At 64.2% G+C, this 16291-nt stretch carries 11 protein-coding genes and 1 pseudogene; 7 read left to right on the top strand and 5 right to left on the bottom strand.

Annotated features, from left to right (window positions below; translation table 11 throughout):
* Window positions 1–25 precede the first annotated feature (25 nt).
* From ABIG06_RS05035 to ABIG06_RS05020, 4 genes and pseudogenes are all read left to right on the top strand, one after another.
* Window positions 26–1849, top strand: coding sequence for an ABC transporter permease (locus tag ABIG06_RS05035; protein WP_370134701.1), 1824 nt, complete (start codon window positions 26–28; stop codon window positions 1847–1849).
* A pseudogene (locus tag ABIG06_RS05030) lies at window positions 1849–2696 on the top strand (ABC transporter ATP-binding protein). The gene ABIG06_RS05035 and the pseudogene ABIG06_RS05030 overlap by 1 nt, the downstream one beginning before the upstream one ends.
* Window positions 2693–3433 (top strand): ABC transporter ATP-binding protein, encoded by a 741-nt coding sequence (locus ABIG06_RS05025; RefSeq protein ID WP_370134698.1) that lies wholly within the window; start codon window positions 2693–2695, stop codon window positions 3431–3433. Before ABIG06_RS05030 ends, ABIG06_RS05025 begins: the two are co-directional and overlap by 4 nt.
* 209 nt (window positions 3434–3642) lie before the next feature.
* Window positions 3643–4734 carry a HoxN/HupN/NixA family nickel/cobalt transporter gene (locus ABIG06_RS05020; RefSeq protein WP_370140791.1) on the top strand — a complete coding sequence of 364 codons (1092 nt, stop codon included), beginning with the start codon at window positions 3643–3645 and terminating at the stop codon, window positions 4732–4734.
* A gap of 10 nt (window positions 4735–4744) precedes the next feature.
* Here the strand turns inward: ABIG06_RS05020 and ABIG06_RS05015 are convergent, their stop codons facing one another.
* Both ABIG06_RS05015 and ABIG06_RS05010 read right to left on the bottom strand, forming a co-directional pair.
* Window positions 4745–6259 carry a helicase HerA domain-containing protein gene (locus ABIG06_RS05015; RefSeq protein WP_424578083.1) on the bottom strand — a complete coding sequence of 505 codons (1515 nt, stop codon included), beginning with the start codon at window positions 6257–6259 and terminating at the stop codon, window positions 4745–4747.
* A 105-nt stretch (window positions 6260–6364) separates the two neighbouring features.
* Entirely contained in the window at window positions 6365–7183 is an 819-nt protein-coding gene (locus tag ABIG06_RS05010; RefSeq protein ID WP_370134693.1) for a YkgJ family cysteine cluster protein, read from the bottom strand.
* Window positions 7184–7634: 451 nt separating this feature from the next.
* Between ABIG06_RS05010 and ABIG06_RS05005 the strand changes: the two genes are divergently transcribed.
* Window positions 7635–8219 carry a hypothetical protein gene (locus ABIG06_RS05005; protein WP_370134691.1) on the top strand — a complete coding sequence of 195 codons (585 nt, stop codon included), beginning with the start codon at window positions 7635–7637 and terminating at the stop codon, window positions 8217–8219.
* Window positions 8220–8246: 27 nt separating this feature from the next.
* Here ABIG06_RS05005 and ABIG06_RS05000 read toward each other — a convergent pair whose 3' ends face one another.
* On the bottom strand, window positions 8247–9311 hold the full coding sequence (locus tag ABIG06_RS05000; RefSeq protein WP_370134689.1) for a ketopantoate reductase family protein: 1065 nt from the start codon (window positions 9309–9311) through the stop codon (window positions 8247–8249).
* A gap of 511 nt (window positions 9312–9822) precedes the next feature.
* Here ABIG06_RS05000 and ABIG06_RS04995 point away from each other — a divergent pair.
* A complete protein-coding gene (locus tag ABIG06_RS04995) occupies window positions 9823–11118 on the top strand; it encodes an alpha/beta hydrolase (protein ID WP_370134688.1) in 1296 nt (431 codons plus the stop codon).
* A 183-nt stretch (window positions 11119–11301) separates the two neighbouring features.
* On the opposite strand, the gene ABIG06_RS04990 is transcribed toward ABIG06_RS04995, so the two are convergent.
* Window positions 11302–11781: a MarR family winged helix-turn-helix transcriptional regulator gene (locus ABIG06_RS04990; RefSeq protein WP_124162974.1), complete on the bottom strand. Its 480-nt coding sequence runs from the start codon at window positions 11779–11781 to the stop codon at window positions 11302–11304.
* A gap of 530 nt (window positions 11782–12311) precedes the next feature.
* Here ABIG06_RS04990 and ABIG06_RS04985 point away from each other — a divergent pair.
* Complete coding sequence (locus ABIG06_RS04985) at window positions 12312–13853, top strand: porin (RefSeq protein ID WP_124162973.1); 1542 nt, start codon at window positions 12312–12314, stop codon at window positions 13851–13853.
* Between the two features lie 1111 nt (window positions 13854–14964).
* Here the strand turns inward: ABIG06_RS04985 and ABIG06_RS04980 are convergent.
* A complete protein-coding gene (locus tag ABIG06_RS04980) occupies window positions 14965–15600 on the bottom strand; it encodes a MarR family winged helix-turn-helix transcriptional regulator (protein ID WP_124162972.1) in 636 nt (211 codons plus the stop codon).
* Between the last annotated feature and the right edge of the window lie 691 nt (window positions 15601–16291).

Genomic DNA, 16291 nt, shown 5'->3' with positions numbered 1-16291 from the left:
CTTCTCTTTTCGCGGGGATCATCGCTTGTCTTCCTGGCTCGACTACACGATCAACGGGCTGATCGTCGGCAATGTCTACGCCCTCGTTGCGGTCGGGCTCGCGCTGATCTTCGGCGTCAGCCGGCTGATCAACTTCGCGCAAGGATCGATCTATCTGGTCGGCGCCTATATCGGCTGGGTCGCGGTGGTGCGGCTGCACACGCCGCTGCCGCTGACCATCATCGTGGTGGCGGCGGCCGCCGCGGTGGTCGGCTTGATCATCGAGCGGTTCGGCCTGCGTCCGCTTCAGAACTCGGTGCGCATCGCGCCGCTGCTCGCGACCATCGGCATCAGCTTCGTGCTCGACCAGCTGGTGATGCTGACCTTCTCGCCCAATCCGCGCGCGCTGCCGAGCCAGCTGCCTGACGTTCGCTTTCAGCTCGGTGGCGGCACCATCGGACCGCTTGATCTCCTGATCGCCGGCGTCGGGCTCACCAGCGCGCTGCTGCTGTTTGTGTTCCTGCGCTACACCAAGCTCGGCTGGGCGGTGCGCGCCACCGCGCAGGATCGCGACGCCGCCATGCAGATGGGCGTCGACGTCAACCGCGTCAATCAGGCCGTGTTCGGCATTGCGGCTGCGCTCGGCGGCGTCTCCGGCATGCTGGTCGGCATGTACTACAACCAGATCGACACCGCGATGAGCCTGCAGGCGACGCTCAAAGGCGTCGTCGCGGAAGTGGTCGGCGGCGCCGGCAACGTGCCCGGGGCGGTGATCGGCAGCCTGCTGCTCGGATTGGTGGAGAGCTACGGCGTCGCCATACTCGGCACCAGCTACCGCAATCTGTTCGCCTTCCTGCTGCTCGTCGTCGTGCTCGTGCTGCGGCCGAACGGTCTGTTCGTCAGCGCACGGCAGGCCCCGCCGGAGCCGCTCACTGGCACGTTCGTCGCGCCGAGCCGCCCGGTTCACATTCCGCGCTTGGTGCTGCTGGTCGCCGTTGCCGGCTTTGCGCTCCTGCCGCTGTTTCCAGTGTCCTTCTACGTGCTCCAGACCCTGATCAACGCCTGGCTGCTCGGCATGCTCGCACTCAGCCTGACGCTGGTTGCGGGCACGATGGGTCAGGTCTCGCTCGGTCATGCCGCGCTGCTCGCGATCGGCGCCTACACCTCCGCATTGTTGTCGCTGACGCTGGCCGTTCCCGCCGGACTTGCCGTCATCGGCGGTGGCCTGATGAGCGCCGCACTCGGCACGCTCCTGATCTCGCCGTCGTTTCGTCTGCGCGGCCACTACGTGTCGATCGCGACGCTCGCGATCGGCGAAATCGTCTCGCTGGTGATCCTGAATTGGGAGAGCGTCACCCGCGGGCCGATCGGCATCTCAGGCATCCCGCCGCTGTCGCTGTTCGGCTATGACCTGATCAGCCCGTCCTCAGTCTACTGGTTCAGCCTCGCGGTCATGGTCGTGCTCGCGCTGCTGCAGGGCCGCCTGCTATCATCGCATCTCGGCCGCAGCTTTCGGGCCATCCGCGACGATGACATCGCCGCGCGTGCCTATGGTCTCAGCCTGAACCGCTACAAGTCGCTGGCCTTCATCTTCGGCGGTTTCGCCGCCGGAATCAGCGGCGGGATCGCTGCACATCTCTATTCCTATATCAACCACGAGACCTTCAACACGCAGCAATCCATCCTGGCGCTGACGGTCGTCATCCTCGGCGGCCTCGGCAACGTCGTCGGCGCGATCGCCGGCTCGGTCGCGTTGGTCGGCCTGCCCGAACTTTTCCGCATCGCGGCCGAGTACCGCATCCTGATCTATGGCATCGTGCTGCTGCTGCTCGTGCGGTTCAGGCCGCAGGGCCTGTTGGGGACGATCTGATGGCGGATCAGAACGCGCCCATGTTGTCCCTGCGCGGCCTGACGCGCCGCTTCGGCGGCCTCATTGCGGTCGATGCGATCGATCTCGACCTCGGCAAGGGCGAGCTCATCAGCATCATCGGCCCGAACGGCGCCGGCAAGACGACGCTGTTCAATCTCGTGACCGGGCTTGATCGGCCCGATGACGGCGCCGTCCGCTTCGAAGGCCAGGACATCACCGGTCTCCCGCCGGAACGGCTCGCGGCGGAAGGCATCGCGCGCACCTTTCAGCTCGGCCGCGTGTTCGGCAATCTCAGCGTCATGGACAATGTCCTGATCGGCGCGCACACGCGACTGCGCGCGGTGAAGCCGGCCGTGCCAGTGATCGGCCCGCTGCTGGAATTGGGCCTTGCGCTGCTGCGACCCGCCGGCGTCAGGGCCGAGGAGGAGCGGCTGCGCGAGGAGGTGAAGGCCATCCTCGCGCGCTTCGGCGAACGGCTGCTGCCGCGGGTCGACCAGCCCGCCTATAGCCTCTCCTACGCCAACCGCCGCCGTGTCGAGATCGCTCGCGCGCTCGCCTTGAGGCCGCGCCTCTTGCTGCTCGACGAGCCCACCGCCGGCATGAACCCGACCGAGACCGCGGAGATGCAGGGCCTCGTCGCCGAGCTCAAGGCCGAAGGGCTGACCATCCTGCTGATCGAGCACAAGCTGGAGATGTGATGCGCCTGTCCGACCGCGTCATCGTCATGGACGAGGGCAGGAAGATCGCGGAGGGGCCGGGCGAAGAGGTGCGGACCGATCCCAAGGTGATCGAGGCCTATCTCGGTCACGGCTTGTCGGGCACGACGGAGCAGGAGAGCGCGGCATGATCAACGCTTCTCCCGAACCGCTGCTGACTCTGTCCAACGTCAACACCTTCTACGGCCAGGCCCAGGTGCATTTCGACCTGTCGATCACGGTCTCACGAGGCCACATCGTCTGCCTGCTCGGCGGCAATGCCAGTGGCAAGTCGACGACGATGAAGATCATTCTGGGTCTGGTCAAGCCGCGCTCGGGCGAGGTGACGTTCGACGGCGCCTCACTGATCGGCCTCTCCACGCCGCAGATCGTCCGCCGCGGCATCGCCTCGGTGCCGGAGGCGCGGCGGCTGTTCGCGGACATGAGCGTGCGCGAGAACATCCTGATGGGCGCCTTCGTGCGCAACGACCGTGAGGCGGTGGCGCAGGACCTCGACAGGATGCTGACGCTGTTCCCCAAGCTCGGCCAGCGGCTGTCGCAGCGCGCCGGCTCCTTGTCCGGCGGCGAGCAGCAGATGGTCGCGATGGCGCGCGCGTTGATGAGCCGGCCGCGCATGATCGTGATGGACGAGCCGACCATGGGCCTGTCGCCGCTCTACGTCGATCGCGTGCTGGAGCTGATCCGCAGCATCAACCAGGTGGGCGTCTCGGTGTTCATGGTCGAGCAGAACGCCAGCCTCGCGCTCGAGATCGCGCACGAAGCCTATGTGCTGCAGACCGGCAGGATCGTGCTGTCAGGCCCGGCGCGGGCGCTGAAGGACGATCCGCGCATCCGCGACGCCTATCTGGGCGGTTCCGAGGCGGCGTAGCTCGATTGATCCACCGTCATGGCCGGGCTTGACCCGGCCATCCACGGCTTGCCTCGCCACGAAGAACGTGGATGCCCGGGACAGGCCCGGTCATGACGACCTATCTGCAAATTCGCATATGCGATCAGCTGGCTGCCAACGGGGCTAGTCAGTATGAGTATCCTGTGAAAATATCATACGGGTGGCGCGACGGGGTGCGCAGCGGACGGATGGTTGTCGTGACGAGATGGTCTTTGCGGGCGGTCGAGCCCGGCGTGGTGTTGCTGTTCGGCGGGCTCGTCGCCGCCAATATCGCCGCATGGGCCTGGGCCTTCGCGGCGTTCGGCGACCGTCCTACGGTGATGGCAACCGCGCTGCTGGCCTGGGTGTTCGGCCTCCGCCACGCCGTCGATGCCGATCACATCGCGGCCATCGACAATGTCGTGCGCAAGCTGATGCAGGCCGGCGGCACGCCGCGCAGCGTCGGCCTCTATTTTGCGCTCGGCCATTCCACCGTGGTCGTGGTCGCGACCATGCTGCTGGCGCTGGGCGTCGTGAGTCTCGGCGGTGACAGCCTGCTCAAGGAGATCGGCGGTCTGATCGGCACGTCAGTGTCGGCGCTGTTCCTGCTGGTGATCGCGGCCATCAATCTCGCCATCTTCGCCGGCCTGTGGCGGACGTTTCGCATGGCGCGAGAGCAGGGCGTTCACGATGCCGTAGGCCTCGATGCGCTCCTCGCCCGTCGCGGCATCCTGGCGCGGCTGCTCGGGCCGCTGTTCCGCCTGGTGACGAAGCCGTGGCATATGTATCCGCTCGGGTTTCTGTTCGGCCTCGGCTTCGACACCGCGACCGAGATCAGCCTGCTCAGCATCTCCGCCAGCGAAGCTGCGCGTGGCGCCTCGCTCGCCGATGTCCTGGTCTTCCCGGCGCTGTTCGCCGCCGGCATGGCGCTGGTCGACACCGCCGATTCGGCCCTGATGGTGAGCGCCTATCGCTGGGCCTTCGTCGATCCCCTGCGCAAGCTCTGGTACAATCTCACGATCACCGGCGCCTCCGTCGCGGTCGCGCTGTTCATCGGCGGCGTCGAAGCGCTCGGCCTGATCAGCGATCGGCTCGGCCTCTCCGGCGGCATGTGGACGCTGGTCGACGGCCTGAACGAGTCGCTCGCGAATGTCGGCTTCGTCGTGATCGCACTGTTCGCGATCGCATGGCTCGCCTCGGTCGTGCTCTATCGCCGCATGTTCTCGGATGACGGGCGCAGTTCGCCGGACGCGGTGGAGGGCTTCGATGCGACCGAGGCCGTCGTGATGAGACGTCCCTGATTCCACCTGTTCAGAGCGAAGCCGCGCTCGGGAACCGTTCCACCGGCAAGTCGTCGGCGTGGGGATCGCCCGGCGCCGTCGCCCAGGCGAGCTCCACCAGAGTCACGATCCGGCGTCCGCCGCCGTCGAGCTGGCAGACGATCAGGCCCTGCTCCTCCATGTAGCCGAGCAGCCGCTGTGCGCGGCGCAGCGAATGCGAGCCGTAGGCGCGGGCGATCGCAGCATCGCCGGGACACGGCCAGCCTTCCTTCGCCGCGCGCGCGATCATCATGAACACGCCCTGCATGTCGTCGGGCAGGATCGAGGCGCGCAGCGCGACGTCCTGCCAGGCGTCGTCTTCAGTGAGATCAGTCCCGAGCCCGGCGCGCGCATGCGTCAGCATGCGGCGGAATTCGTTGAGGTCCGGCACCGCCGCGCCGAGCCCCTCGATGCGGCAGCGGACGACGAACTCCTGATAGAGCACGCCGATGGCACGGAAGCCGGCATCGGGCTCGGCCAGCACGGCTTGCAAGGTGCGGGCGACGCGTTCGCGCCGCGCGGCGAGCTCTTCTGCGCTGACCGGCACCTCGACCGCCTCGGGCCGGATCTCCGGTATGGCGGCCGCCTTCGCCGCGCGAAGCTGCTCCAGCAGATCCGGCGCAGGCCGGCGCTGCGGCCGGCTGGCATCGGGCGGTGGTGCCGCCAGGATCACGGCGCGCGCATCCTCCAGCATCGCCTCCGGCAGCGGCATCAGCCGCGGCGTCGAATTGCGCGGGCTGGTCGAGGTCGGCCCGATGTTCAAACGCAATGGGCGCCGCGACAGTGCAGGACCAAGCGCCATGAACTGTCCGCGCTCGAGGTCGCGAAAGGCTTCGGCCTGCCGCCGCTCCATGCCGAGCAGATCGGCGGCACGCGCCATGTCGATGTCGAGGAAGGTCCGCCCCATCAGGAAGTTGGAGGCTTCCGCTGCGACGTTCTTGGCGAGTTTTGCCAGGCGCTGGGTCGCGATGATGCCTGCAAGTCCGCGCTTGCGGCCGCGGCACATCAGATTGGTCATGGCGCCGAGCGACAGTTTTCGCGCCTCGTCGGACACTTCGCCGGCAACGGCGGGCGCAAACAGCTGCGCCTCGTCCACTACGACCAGCATCGGATACCAATGGTCGCGGTCGACGTCGAACAGACCGCCGAGGAACGCCGCGGCGCGCCGCATCTGGTTCTCGGCGTCGAGCCCCTCGAGGTTGAGCACGGTTGAGACGCGATGCAGCCGGGCACGCTCGCCCGCGACCTGAAGGCCGCGCTCGGTGTGATCCTCGGCCTCGATCACGAGATGGCCGAAGCGCTCGGCCAGCGTCACGAAGTCGCCTTCGGGGTCGATGATGGCCTGCTGCACCCAGGGGGCGCTCTGTTCCAGGAGCCGCCGCAAGAGGTGCGATTTGCCGGAGCCCGAATTGCCCTGCACCAGGAGGCGGGTCGCCAGCAGTTCCTCGAGGTCCATGGCGGCCGCGGCGCCTGCCGTGGTCTGCCCCATCTCGATCGCAACTGTCATGTCCCCGACTCAAATCCCCATCATTCGCGGACAGGGGCTTATCAATCCCGTCGCGGCGCGTCGAGCGGCGCAGGGCGAATCATGCCGCGTTGCCCACGGCGGGGTTCAGGCGTGTCCCGACAGCCGCAGAAGCGCGGGCCGATAGGGGGCTTGCGGATCATCGTCCTCGGTCTCGGGGATCGCGCAGGAGCCGAATTCCTGCCTGATCCGCTCGATCTCGGCGATTCGCTCGTGCAGCCGCTGCAAATGCTCCGGCGATGTCGCCTTCCAGAATTGGAACGTGTCGGCCGTGAGCGGCAGGAAGGCAGTGCCGAACGGCGTCGGATCGGGAACGGCAGTGCGTCCAAGCAGCAGGAATCGCTCGGTGCCGGAGACGACGAGGGTGGCATAGCCGCGGTTTCCGATCCGCCTGATGCCGTTCAGCGACCATTCGGCGAGCTTGCTGAAATATGGCTCCTCGCGCCAGCGATCCGGGCAGTCGTCGTCGACGGTGACATTGACGGCGTCCTGGCTGAAATGCACGACGAGGCCGGCCGTCTCGGGAAACCAGTCGTCCTCGAGATGGCCTTGCAGCCAGGCGCACACGAATGAGCGGCACATCTGCGGGCGGCGGTCATAGATCGTGCACCCTGTCCCCGTCTGCCAGTGTCTGCAGAGCTGGTTCACTGGCTTGTCGACGGCGGCCACTTCCAGGATATCGCAGCAGGCATTGCACGATCCGCAATGCCGGGCGGGCCGGGTCGTCTTTGGCAGGCCGGTCGCGCGAAAGCCCTGTCCGTCGCGGACCAGCAGCTTCTGCTTCTCCAGCGCATTCAACGCGCGTTCGATCTTGAGACGGGATAGTCCGGTGGCGTCGATCACGCCCTTCATCGTCGTCGCGCCTGCTTCCACTGCGCGGACGACGCTCAGCATCGCCTGATCCATTCTTGTTGTTCTTCTGGCTCTCGGTGCATTGCGAACACGCCGGAACAAACGGACCGGCTAACAGGTAATAAAAACCTGATCTAGAAAGATATGGTGCTCATCTCTCCCTGGCTGGGCAAGACGCCGGGCCCGTCCTGCGCGCATGCAACGTCTGCGCGAATGAAGGACCTGCACGTGTGGGAGCTGATTTCGCGTCCAATCGGCGCGCTTTGCCCGCGAAGCGCCGGGATCTGACGAGCGGCATGCGGCCGTCTCACGCAGTCGTGATATCAGCCGTCAGCGCGCGGGGCGTGTGGAATATGACGCGCGAGAATTGTCGTTGAGTTTGTGCCACACCAGGAACAGCGTCGCGCCGAAGCTGGGTGAGCGGGAATGCAAAGAGGCGATCCCACGCTCGGCGCGGAATGACGCAGATCAAGATCCGTGAGCCCCAGGCCTGTTATTCGGCCGTATGACTTTTCTGACCTTCATCACGACGGCCTATTTCCTGCTGGCGGTGCCGGGGCCGACCAACACCTTGCTCGCGACATCAGGCGCAGGGGCTGGCATCTCGCGCTCTCTTCACCTGCTTGCGGCGGAGTTGTGCGGCTATCTACTGGCGATCGCAGTGCTGCGGCTGGCGCTTGGTCCTGTCATCAGCGACATCCCGATTGCGGCGGTCGTGCTCCGCGTGGCTGTGACCGTCTATATCCTGTGCCTCGCCGTCATGCTCTGGTGCGTCAACACGCACGAGCTGCGCGAGGGGGCTGCGGTGACGTTCGGTCAGGTGCTGCTGACGACCCTGTTGAACCCGAAAGCGCTGGCCTTCGCGTTCCTGCTCCTGCCCCTTGGGGTCGGACCGCTTGAACTGCTGCCCTGGCTCGGTGTGATCGCGCTTCAGATCGTCACTGCAGGAGCCGCGTGGATCATTCTGGGCGCGACGCTCGGCCGCGGCGCCCGCCACCTCGGGCATCCCGACCTGATCGCGCGCACCGGCGCGGTCACGCTGGTCGCCGTGACCGGCCTGATCTGGCTTCAATCGTTCCTGATCGCCTGAGCGCCGACGTCGCTGGAAAACGGCGCGTTATTGCGCGCCCGATCCACCCTGCACGATCTTCTCGTTCAGCTTCTGGTCCACGGTGTCGACGGTGCGGTCGATCTCGGTGTTGGGCACGCCGAGCTGATGCGAGATCAATTTCACCAGGAGGTCGACGCGCTCGATGAACGGCGCGCCGCTCGCGACCGCGCGTGCGGCCGAGGACGGCTTGAGCAGGCTCTCGGCAGCCTTGGCATATTTCGCGAACGGCACCTGGTCCTGCGGATCGGCGCCGAGTCGGCGGGCGAGCGCGTCGACATGGTCGTAGATCGTCTGCGAACGCTTGAGATCGCCATGCACGGCGTCGCGGATCGACTGCGGCTCGCCGGGAGTGATGCAGCGGTAATTGCCGGTGAGCAGCATCGACCATTTCGCCAACGGCACGAATAGCGAGTCGAACACTTTCAGCTTCACCGGCACGTCGTGGCCGTCGAGCGTGACCGCGTCGATGTCGGCCTCGAGCTCGCGCAGCAGCTTGTTGTGCCTCTCGTCGGAGAAGACCGACGCCTTGAAGTTGGTGGGCAGGCCGACATGAAGCACGTTGGCGGCTTCTTCCGGCGGGCGGAACGCTTGCGGGTCGGGCGAGCACAGCGTCACCAGCCCCGGCTCGAACCGCTCCCACACCTGCGCATTGGTGTAGGCCTCTTCGAGGTCCATGCCGGCGAGTGCCGGAATTCGCTTGAGATACGGCAGCGGCGGCATGTTCATGATCGACAGGCACGGCAATTTCGCCGCGGCGATCTTGACCATGAGAACGCGCACCGTGTGATTGGTGTATTGCGGCTCCTGCATCGCAAGGCCGACCAGATCGTAACGGGAAAGGTCGACATTGGCCGGTGTCACTGCATCGAGCTTGCCGGGCAGGTCACGCGAGAAGATCGCACGGTGCACCGCCTCGTCGCGCAACTTGATGCGCACCTCGGTACCGTCGCGGTTGATCAGCTCCGCGGTCTTGGCACGGCAGACCAGGGTCACGTTATGCCCTGCCATCAGCAGCTTCGTGCCCAGCAGGGACCCGTAAGAAGCCCCCAGAATCAATATGTTGCGCGCCATGCTCCGTCCCTTTGAAGATTGTGTGTGATTCTTCAGCCTCACCTGTCATCCGCGGGCGAGTTGGCGGCATGTAAGGCGAACTGCGGGAAGTTGGCAACTGGGATAATGCATACAAGGAGGCGCCGCTGCCCCGGAGCTGAGGCTCGGACCTTGTTCTTTCAGGCGATTGAGCTTTCTGAATTGAGTGGGCGTTTCGGCTATTCCACTCTTCGTGGGCGCGACCGTCGTCATCACACGCCCCTCACGAAAGACTGTCACAATGAAGATCTTGGCGTCTCTCCTGCGGGCTTGGCACACGAGGGTAATGCGCTGCACTCTTCACCACATCGTGCTTTCACAATCGGGGCTTACACAGGCATGTGTCTTGTGTCGGCACGAGTGGTTTTGACTCGCCGGTCGCAACAAGAAACGACAAAGCCCGCTGCGTAAACCTCGCAGGTTGCGTGGCGCTAGACTGTGTATCAGCGACGGAGCTGGGACGTGACGATTGGGGTGAGCGGGCGGGGACTTCGTGCCCAAGCCCGCCCGTTTGGAATGCAGACGGCTTCGCGCAGCAGCTTTGCTGCGCGGCGGCGAGATGGCCGCGAAGAAAATCACCGAGGCAGGCAGCATTGCCGGACGCAGACGCGATCAGGCGCGCCCGCGATCGGGCGTGCGAGGCGCCGCGCAGAGCGCGACGCCGGCAAGTCCGGACAATCGTTCGCGCCGTCGTTCGGTGGCTGACATGGATGGTGAACATTCGCCTCATCGTTCGTGCGACGGCGCCGGGCGAAATCTGGCACATTTGCGCGATCGAGCCTCCCAATTTTTCGAAAGCATGTCGGTCGCGGAGCTTGCGAGAGAGTCGCACCGGCATCTGTGGATTTCGGACTGGTTGAGGGTCGCCGACGACTACCGGACATTGGCAGAATCTGCACGCGAAACGCGTTCCGCTCAGATTGCCGGGGAAGCGTGGCTGTGCTCGTTGACGGCCCTCGAAGTCGTCAGAAGTCTGTGTGGTCCCGGAGATGACGAGAGTGCCGCCCTCGCAGACGAGGTCGGCACCGGGCTGAGAGGCCTCGAGACAGAGGCCGGACTGCCGATCGAGCGCGTCAAGATCGACTGCTTCGATCAAGGCGCGCTGGCTGGCTTCTTTCTGCCCGCGCGTCGTTACGGCTCTGCCGCGCCGGCGGTGATCTGCGTCTGTGACGACGATGTCACCCTGGGCTCGATGATGAGCAGGCTGTTGCCCGTCTCGCTCTGCGGGACCATGTCGCTGCTGCTCGTCGATTCCGGCAATTCGACTGTTCACCGCTCCTTCAAGCCGGAGCACAGGCTTCAGCTCTGGCTGGACTACCTGGAAGCCCGCCCTGATGTCGACGCGCGGCGGATCGGTATCTATGGCGAAGGGGCGGGCGCAGCTCATGCCTCCCGCCTTGCGCTCTCGGATCGCAGAATCGCGGCCGCCGTCTGCGACGGCGGGCTTATGCGTCCGGTCATGTGTCAGGCGACACTTCGCTGGATGACCGGCTTCGGGCAGGCCGTCCCTGACGAGGTCTCGAGAGAGGCAATGCTGCCGCCGCGTCGAGTCCCGTGCCCGCTGCTCCTGGTCGTCGGGAGTCGCTCCATGGTGTGGGAGCAGGATGCTCTCGAGTTGCAAGCCGACTACCGGCGGATTGGAGGAGATTGCTCGGTCGTCGTGCCCAACAACGTCCCGCACCCGCTCGGCGAGGTCGAGAATTTCGTCGCCGTTGACGACTTCATTGTCGAGTGGCTCGATAGCAAGCTTGGAACTGCCCGCAAGCTCGACCCGGCGACCCAGCTCTAAAGCATGATCCGGAAAAGTGCGAAGCGGTTTTCCGGAAAGATCATGCGTAAACACCAACCTAAAGCGCGATGACGGTTCATCCAAATCTCGTCGCGCTTTAGCCTGGTCCGGCGGCATTGCAGGACCCCGCGGCGCGACGACCGCAGCATCCGGCTCGCATTCTGGGCCCGGCATCGGCCGATATCAGGAGGCGTCGATAGCCAGCAATCGCGCAGCCAGCCGGGCGTTCTTGGCGATCGTTGCGAGCGAAGCGTTCAATTCAGCCAAGGTCTTCTCGTCCAGATCGTTGAACATCGTCGAATTCAGGGCGAGCTTTCGCTTCGACAATTTCTCGATCTCGGTCGTCGCCTTCGCCGTGAGCGACATCAGGACGAAGCGGGCATCGTCCGCCGCCGGTCGTCGTGATAGAAAGCCGCCTTTTTCGAGGGTCTTGGTCTGGTTGGTCACGAAAGCCGGGTGGACCCGCAGCTTGTTGGCGATGTCGATCCCGGCGACGCCGCGCCCCTCGTCCAGTTCGGTGATCGCCATCAGGATCAGCCATTGCGGCTGGGTAATGCCGAGCAGTCCGGCCCAGCTGGTGTGGATGTTCTCCAGCTGCGAGTGAATTTCGACGACGTTCCAGATGAAGTCCGTAATCGCCCTGTCGAGTTTCTTCTCGATCATCCGGCTCCCCCATTTTGCTCTGACCGTTTTTCTTATTGTTCTTGGAGCAGTGTTTTAGCCGGATATTGGGGGGCCGTCTCGGACTTCGCGCAGTGACGGAACGACAAGACCGTATCGCAAGAACAAATCGACGATTTTGATGCTTGCAGAAAACAATTAATTAGATTACGTCACATCGCGCTCAGAATTTGCTGCTCTTGACCATTGCGATAGGCAGCGATGTGAGACCTCCAAGAAGGCCCTCGGGATGCCCCCCGAGGGTTTTTTCTTTTTGTTCAGTGGTTTATATGTCCCGTTGAGGCAGCTTGTTGCTCCCGGGCAACATCCCCGACGGAAGTTTCAATTCACGAGATCAATAAATTGAGGCAATGGTTTTTATAAACTATACGTGAAGCACGACGGAGGGGGGGCACCTCGCTGTCGTTTCAGTCCGGACCTTCAGTGCGGATCTGAATTGAACGGAAATTAAAGAGGGTAAAGCGGCCTCCGCCGAGGAGCCGAGCCCCCTGAACCGACCTGGAGGTTTACTAATGAAGTTGACGAAGACGCTCTTTCTCGGCTCGGCAGCCGGCCTGATGGCCGTCTCCGGTGCGTTCGCAGCCGATCTCCCCGTGAAGGCCAAGGCGGTCGAATACGTGAAGATCTGCTCGCTGTACGGCGCCGGCTTCTACTACATCCCGGGCACCGACACCTGCATCAAGCTGGGTGGTTACCTGCGCGCCGAAGTCGCGATGAACACCAACAGCAACTACGGCATCTCGAACGGCGCTCCCGCCGGTGCTCACAACCGTCTGAGCAACTACTACTCGATGCGCGCTCGTCAGGATCTCAACATCGACACGCGCACCGCGACCGAATACGGCGTCGTCCGCACCTACTTCGACGCGGTCTTCACCTGGACGACCGGCGGCTACGTCGGCACGGGCTCCGGCACGGGCACGACTGGTTACACGGCCACGACGGCTGGTACCACCACCATCAACTCGACCGACGGCGGCACCTCGGGTGGTTCGCTCGGCGTGTACTACGCCTTCATCCAGTTCGCCGGCTTCACCATGGGTAAGGCCGTGTCGCAGTTCGACGCGCCCTGGACCAACTATCCCGGCAACAACATCGACAGCCTCGTCGGCGGCAGCGGCACGGTCACTGGCGTGAACCAGTTCACCTACACCGCTGACTTCGGTCAGGGCATCACGGCGGCCTTCTCGGCCGAAGATGCGACGGCCTACTATCAGGCCGGCAACCTCAACATGAACGGCGCGACTGCCGCTGGCATGGTTGGCGGTTCGTACGGCTCGAATGCCATCGGCGGTTCGCGTTCGCCGAACCTGGTCGGTATGGTCCGTGTCGACCAGGCCTGGGGTCTGTTCCAGGCGTCGGTTGCCGCGCATGACAACCACGTCGCCTATTACGGCGCGACCGAGACCTCTGGTCACCCCGACGACAAGTGGGGTTGGGCGGTTCAGCTCGCTCTGTCGATCAAGAACATCCCGACCGGCGCGGGTGACACGATCAACATCCAGGGCGTCTACACGGACGGTGCGACCCGCTACAACTTCCAGAACCTGGCGGGCAGCTCCTACCAGATGTACGGCAGCTCGGGCATTGCCTACCAGAGCGTCGGCTTCGCCAATGCTCCTGATACCGTGTACGTCACGGGTTCGCAGCAGGAAACGGTCAAGACCTGGGGCTTCCGTGGTGCTTACACCCACAACTGGGATCCCTACTGGAACTCCGCACTCTACGGTGCTTACGCTCAGGCCCAGTTCGGCACGCTCGCCAAGAACACGCTCTGCGGCGTCGGCGGTGCTGGCGGCGTGTTCGGCGGTCTCGCCGGTGTCACGGGTTGTAACCCTGACTTCGCCGTCGGCCAGGTGGGTGTGATCACCCGCTGGACTCCTGTGAAGAATCTGACCTTCTCGGCGGATTTCAACTGGACCCGTCTCGACCAGAAGTACTCGGGCACTGCCGTGCTCAGCCCGGCTGCCAACACGGCCAAGCCGACCGCTGCGTACGAGCTGAAGGACCAGGACAGCTTCACGCTGCTGCTCCGCGCTCAGCGCAACTGGTAAGATCTGTCGAAGCATTTCGACGAGCACCCGGCGGGAAACCGCCGGGTGTTTTTTTGTTGTACGGTACGCGCCATGCAACTGGAGTCGTTTGTCCGATCACGCGCCGCGAACATCCGGGCGTCCGCGCCAGAGACGCGATTGTTGGATGGCGTTGCGCGCGACCGGGGAGCGGGGCCTTTGCTGTGTCGCCTCTGTCAAGCCGCTGCAGCGAAAATATTCCGCTTTACCGAAATTCGGATTTGTCGTATGTGTCGCCCATCCCGGCTCATTCTTGAGGGGCGATCATGTGGTCGTCATGTTCGCGAGCCGGGCTTGCGGTGGACGCGGCAGCGTCGTGCACGAGAGGTGAAGGGCAGGGCGGATTGCTCTCCGTGAGCCCGAACCGCGTGCGGACGAGCGGCGCTGACAGGTTCGTCCCGGCGGTCTTCGATGGCAACGTGCACGACGTCGTCGGAGCCGCTGGGGTCAAGCGAGCCGCGCGTACGGCAAAACCGTGTGGTCCTGGCCGTCGTTGCTACGGTCAAGCTCTTGCGGAGGCGGCAGTCGCGTCAACCGGCGCGGAGGCCGGCGAATTTCGCGAGAGCGAGGGAGGCCAGAACGAACTCGGCTCCCGGGAGAGCGCGGCATAAGCCGTCCGACCATCGCGCAGGGAAGGCCGAGTGATCGGCACCACCTGTATGCTGCTGTGCGGTCTCTTTGCGCTACATTTTCGCGCAGCGGACCGCGGGTGCGTTGTCAGCACCCGGCCTTCCCTGTGCCCTCTTGGCTCAAGAGGGTGAGCGACCAAGCAAAGCTCGGGCGAAAAGCGCCGCGAGAATGCGAAAGCGTGTCTGCGTGTCGAAATGTGAATTGAATGAATGCGACGTCTCGCCTTGGCAGGACAAACTCCCAAGGCTTTTGCAGCAACCAAGACCACCGCAATCCAATCAGCGAATTATTGAACATCGACAATTGCGAGCGTAGCGACTTGTCCGCCGAAGCCTTCGGCGAAGTCGGAAGCAATCCAGAGTCTTTCCGCGTAGGAATTGTGGATTGCTTCGCGGAGCCTGTCATCGGGCCGCGCTCTGCGCGGACCCGTTGGCTCGCATTGACGATGTGGCGAGTGCGCCCCTCACCCCTGGCTCGCCACGCGCGCGCGGTCGGGATGCTGCTCGATTCTGGGGCGGTCGCGCGTACGCTCGAAACTGGTGCAGAGCAGCTCGGTCTCCTCGAGCGAAACAGGGGCGCGATACAACCGGCACATGAACTCGGCGGTTGCACGTCCCTTGCCGGTTCCCGGTCCGCGCTCTGCGAGAAACATGCAGTCCCTGCAGATACTGGCATTGAGCCGCTGATGAGCCGCGTCGAGGTGATTGAGGATCTCGCGGAGAGAGTCGCGCAGCCTGATACACTCGTCGGTCCCGAGCGCGGTGACCGCATTCATCACGTGATTGATCGGGTCGTGCTGGCTCAGGAATTTCTCGCCCTGGGCGGTGACGTGCAGGACGACGGAACGCTTGTCCTCATGCGACGGCTTTCGCACCAGAAAGGACTTGCTCTCCAGAGTCTTCACGATCTGCGATGCAGTCGCTCGGGTGGCGCCGATGAAGCCGGCGAGCGCGGAGGGGGTGCGCGAAAACCTGTTGGCGCGGCCGAGAAAGCGCAGCGCCATCCACTCCCGATCGCGCAATCCATGCTGATCGCCTTCGAAATACCAAGCTCTCGCCGCCTGAACCAGCAGCTCGACGGCTTCTCGCGCCAATGGCATGAATCTACCTCGTCTCCGGAACTTCGTTTGCGGCGTCCCGGAGCGGCTTTGCCCCCTGAGTGTTCGACGAACCTGTCGTCTCGCGCTCTCGTTCGAAGGCACGAACCGCAACGCGCCGCACCTTGGCCGTTGGGGAACGCCTCGTCCGGAGCGAGAGGCTGCGTCGATGGCATGCCAGCAGCATCGTCATCGCGCGGGAGCCCGGATTGCCGTCACCGGCAGACGGTGGATCGGAGTGGTTCAACCGAAGCCCCCAAAGTTCAAGTCACAGGCAGACGTTTCTTATACCCGCAAGAAACGATGAATGAGCTTCTCAACAAAATCAAGTCAAGACGCTCGCAGAGACTGGATGTCGTCGTAAGCGACTGTAACGTTCAAGACAATCCCGCTCTTCGGGACACATGATGGTGAACGCAATACGCTGCTTGATGAGCAACACGCGCGCGTCTTTGCGAGAGGCTGATTGCACGGCATGTTGTTGTCTGTCGTCGACGCAATCTGATCGAAGCTTGTGCACGACGATGATGTGTGTCGGCACGTCATCCACAACTTGTGCGTTCCGGCGGAGAATCGCCAAGGGAGCTCACAGGAATTACACGTGACGGTTGTTGTCGCCGTGCGCGCAGAATCGTCACGCCCGATCGCTTGCACCGCGGCGGCGCGTTGTGCTCACCCGAATGGTGACGCGCTC

The organism is Bradyrhizobium sp. USDA 326, assembly GCF_049739485.1.
Classification (GTDB): Bacteria; Pseudomonadota; Alphaproteobacteria; order Rhizobiales; family Xanthobacteraceae; genus Bradyrhizobium.
The sequence above is the reverse complement of the archived record's forward strand: the minus strand, read 5'-3'. Positions and strand labels throughout refer to the sequence as shown.

What these genes read in the sequence shown, in the direction of transcription:
- ABIG06_RS05020 (WP_370140791.1), top strand. Translation starts at nt 3,643, where the DNA reads ATGGTTGTCGTGACGAGATGGTCTTTGCGGGCGGTCGAGCCCGGCGTG.
- ABIG06_RS04990 (WP_124162974.1), bottom strand. Translation starts at nt 11,781, where the DNA reads ATGATCGAGAAGAAACTCGACAGGGCGATTACGGACTTCATCTGGAAC.
- ABIG06_RS04985 (WP_124162973.1), top strand. Translation starts at nt 12,312, where the DNA reads ATGAAGTTGACGAAGACGCTCTTTCTCGGCTCGGCAGCCGGCCTGATG.
- ABIG06_RS05005 (WP_370134691.1), top strand. Translation starts at nt 7,635, where the DNA reads ATGACTTTTCTGACCTTCATCACGACGGCCTATTTCCTGCTGGCGGTG.
- ABIG06_RS05015 (WP_424578083.1), bottom strand. Translation starts at nt 6,259, where the DNA reads ATGACAGTTGCGATCGAGATGGGGCAGACCACGGCAGGCGCCGCGGCC.
- ABIG06_RS04980 (WP_124162972.1), bottom strand. Translation starts at nt 15,600, where the DNA reads ATGCCATTGGCGCGAGAAGCCGTCGAGCTGCTGGTTCAGGCGGCGAGA.
- ABIG06_RS05025 (WP_370134698.1), top strand. Translation starts at nt 2,693, where the DNA reads ATGATCAACGCTTCTCCCGAACCGCTGCTGACTCTGTCCAACGTCAAC.
- ABIG06_RS05010 (WP_370134693.1), bottom strand. Translation starts at nt 7,183, where the DNA reads ATGGATCAGGCGATGCTGAGCGTCGTCCGCGCAGTGGAAGCAGGCGCG.
- ABIG06_RS05000 (WP_370134689.1), bottom strand. Translation starts at nt 9,311, where the DNA reads ATGGCGCGCAACATATTGATTCTGGGGGCTTCTTACGGGTCCCTGCTG.